This window comes from Cellulomonas sp. P4_B5_2, assembly GCF_056402235.1.
The window spans coordinates 1-3292 of the sequence record NZ_JBFUHU010000372.1 but is presented as its reverse complement, the minus strand read 5'-3'; the positions used below and the strand labels follow the sequence as shown (position 1 = coordinate 3292).

3 protein-coding genes and 1 rRNA gene are annotated in these 3292 nt (G+C 70.2%); 1 reads left to right on the top strand and 3 read right to left on the bottom strand.

Features of this window, described 5'->3' with window-relative positions:
* Nucleotides 1-110, top strand: a 5S ribosomal RNA gene (gene rrf, locus AC1DUQ_RS19650); the annotation flags it as partial.
* A gap of 99 nt (nucleotides 111-209) precedes the next feature.
* Here rrf and AC1DUQ_RS19645 read toward each other — a convergent pair.
* The 3 genes from AC1DUQ_RS19645 to AC1DUQ_RS19635 all read right to left on the bottom strand — a co-directional run.
* Nucleotides 210-647 (bottom strand): AAA family ATPase, encoded by a 438-nt coding sequence (locus AC1DUQ_RS19645; RefSeq protein WP_477060422.1) that lies wholly within the window; start codon nucleotides 645-647, stop codon nucleotides 210-212.
* 74 nt (nucleotides 648-721) lie between these two features.
* Complete coding sequence (gene glgB, locus AC1DUQ_RS19640; protein ID WP_477074409.1) at nucleotides 722-2893, bottom strand: 1,4-alpha-glucan branching protein GlgB; 2172 nt, start codon at nucleotides 2891-2893, stop codon at nucleotides 722-724.
* Nucleotides 2894-2953: 60 nt separating this feature from the next.
* Nucleotides 2954-3292 (bottom strand): substrate-binding domain-containing protein (locus AC1DUQ_RS19635; protein ID WP_477074408.1); only part of this gene is annotated, 339 nt, incomplete at its 5' end.

Genomic DNA, 3292 nt, shown 5'->3' with positions numbered 1-3292 from the left:
GTCATAGCGAAGGGGAAACGCCCGGTCCCATTCCGAACCCGGAAGCTAAGCCCTTCAGCGCCGATGGTACTGCACTCGCCAGGGTGTGGGAGAGTAGGACGCCGCCGGACATCATTCAGAAAGAGCCATCCCTTCGGGGGTGGCTCTTTCTGTTTCCCGGACAGCTGCGTGCGGGTTCTCGGGCTGTCCTCTGAGTGCGTCGGTGCAGGTCAGAGGAGTGCCTCGACGGTGTCGGCGAGCGCCTCGACCGAGAGCTGGCCGTCGAGAACGAGCGTGGCTCCGCGCCGTAACAATGGTTCGACGGTGGTGACGTATTCAATGATCTGCGCGCGGTCGGCCGCATTCCTTCCGTAGGGGTTGGTCGTCCGCGTGGCGACGCGTGCGAGCAGGACGTCGAGCGGTGCAGTGAGCAGGACGACGTGCTCGAAGCGGTCGTAGAAGCGGCCCTGGTTCTCGACGGTCCCGGAGATGACGATGTCGTGGTGAGCGGCGAGCAGCTGCGCCATCCGCGGTTCGTCCCACGTGCCGTCGGGCAGCTGCCAACCGTCGTGGTCGGTGTCCACGGTCCGGTGTCCCCGCGTGCTCAGTGCTGCGAGCAGAGTGGATTTCCCCGCGCCGGACATGCCTGTCACCAGTACCCGCGCCATGGGATCGACCGTAGCGAGAAAGGGCCCGCACCGAGTGGTGCGGGCCCCTTCTCGTCTCGACTCCGCGTAGTGGGTCAGCCGGCCTCGAACACGACGACGCCCAGCGGGGGGACGCGGATCGAGGCGGAGTAGGGCCGACCGTAGTGGGGCTCGGGCAGGGCCTCGATCTCGCCGAGGTTGCCGACGCCGGATCCGCCGTAGGCCTCGGAGTCGGAGTTGAAGATCTCGCGCCACCGGCCACCGCGGGGCAGTGCCAGGCGGTAGCCCTCGTGCGGGATGCCGGCGAAGTTGACGACCACCGCGACGGGCGGGGAGTCGTAGCCCTTGCGCAGGTAGGCGAGGGTGTTGCGGAAGGCGTCGTCGGAGTCGATCCACTCGAAGCCGTCGGGCGTGTGGTCGAGCTGCCAGAGCGCCGGTGTCTCCTTGTAGACCCGGTTGAGGTCCGCGACGGAGCGCAGGACGCCCTGGTGGGCGGGGTCGTCGAGCGCGTGCCAGTCGAGGGAGCGCGACTCGGCCCACTCGGTCTGCTGCGCGAACTCGGAGCCCATGAAGAGCAGCTGCTTGCCGGGGTGGGTCCACTGGTAGCCCAGCAGCAGGCGGACGCCGGCGAGCTTCTGCCAGTGGTCGCCGGGCATCCGCTCGTACAGCGAGCCCTTGCCGTGCACGACCTCGTCGTGGCTGATGGGGAGCACGAAGCGCTCGGAGTAGGCGTAGACCATCGAGAAGGTGATCTCGTTGTGGTGGTAGCGCCGGTGGACGGGCTCCTCGGCCAGGTAGCGGAGGGTGTCGTTCATCCAGCCCATGTTCCACTTCAGGCCGAACCCGAGGCCGTTGCCGTCGGTGGGGGCCGTGACGCCTGGCCACGCGGTCGACTCCTCGGCGATCATCATGATCCCCGGGGTGCGCCGGTAGGCGGTGGCGTTGGCTTCCTGCAGGAACGAGATGGCGTCCAGGTTCTCGCGGCCGCCGTACTGGTTGGGCCGCCACTGCCCGGGCTTGCGGGAGTAGTCGAGGTAGAGCATCGAGGCGACGGCGTCGACCCGCAGGCCGTCGACGTGGAATTCCTCGAGCCAGTAGGTGGCGTTCGCGACGAGGAAGTTGCGGACCTCGGAGCGGCCGAAGTTGAAGACGTAGGTGCCCCAGTCGGGGTGCTCGCCCAGCAGGGGGTCCGGGTGCTCGTACAGCGGGGTGCCGTCGAACTGCGCGAGCGACCACTCGTCCTTGGGGAAGTGGGCAGGGACCCAGTCGACGATGACGCCGACTCCCGCCCGGTGCAGCGTGTCGACCAGGTGGCGGAAGTCGTCGGGGTGGCCGAACCGGGAGGTCGGCGCGAAGTACGACGAGACCTGATAGCCCCAGGAGCCACCGAACGGGTGCTCGGCGACGGGCAGCAGCTCCACGTGCGTGAAGCCGAGGGAGACGACGTGCTCGGTCAGCTGGACGGCCAGGTCGCGGTAGGACAGCCCGACGCGCCACGAGCCGAGGTGGACCTCGTAGACGCTCATGGGCGCGGTGTGGGGGTCGCGGGAGCTGCGGGCGGTCAGCCAGTCGGCGTCGGACCACTCGTAGTGGGACTCGATGACGACCGAGGCGGTCGCGGGTGGGATCTCCGTGCCCTGCGCCAGGGGGTCGGCCTTCTGGCGCCACGACCCGTCGTTGCCGAGCACCTCGAACTTGTATCGCGCGCCGGCGCCGACGCCCGGGGCGAAGATCTCCCAGACGCCGCTGTCGCCGAGGGAGCGCATGGCGTGGGACGCGCCCTGCCAGTAGTTGAAGTCACCGACCACGCGCACGGCGCGGGCGTTCGGTGCCCAGACGGCGAAGGCCGTGCCCGCCACGTCCCCGAGCTCGCCCGGGTAGCTGCGCGTGTTGGCGCCGAGCACGGTCCACAGCTGCTCGTGCCGGCCCTCGCGCACGAGGTGGCGGTCCAGCTCCTGCACCGTCGGCAGGAAGCGGTAGGGGTCGTCGACGACGGAGGCGTGGCCGTCGTAGGTGACCTCGAGCCGGTAGTCCGGGACGTCCGCGCCGGGGAGCACCGCCACCCAGATGCCGTCCTGCTCGTGCCGCGCGGCGACCCGTGACGTCGACGTCGTGACGACGACGGACTCGGCCAGCGGGCGCAGGGTGCGGATGGTGACGCCGCCCCCTCCGACGTGGGGGCCGAGGACGTCGTGCGGTGAGTAGTGGGCCCCATGGGCGACGGTACGAAGGGTGTCGACGTCGACGGGGACCGGGGACGGGCTCATGCCCCTACCCAACCACCCGCAGGGTGCGAGCGCAGGACGGTCCTCCGGGTGACCTGCGTCTCAGGCGTCGTCCCGAGGGGCGGTGGTCGTCGTCCCGCGTGCCACGAGCCGCGGGAGCGGGGCCGTGTACGAGCGGACGGTGCCCGAGGCGAGCAGGTTGAGGACGCAGTCGGCCACCTGGACGCCCATGGCGTGCACGTCGAGGCTCATGGCCGACAGGGCGGGGTGGGAGAGCCGGCAGAGGGCCGAGTCGTCCCAGGCGAGCAGGGAGAGCCGCTCGGGGACGGCGACGTCCATCTCGTGCGCGACGCCGAGGCCCGCGACGGCCATGACGTCGTTGTCGTAGATGATCGCGGACGGCGGCGTCCCGCGACCGAGCAGGACCCGGGTGGCCCGGGT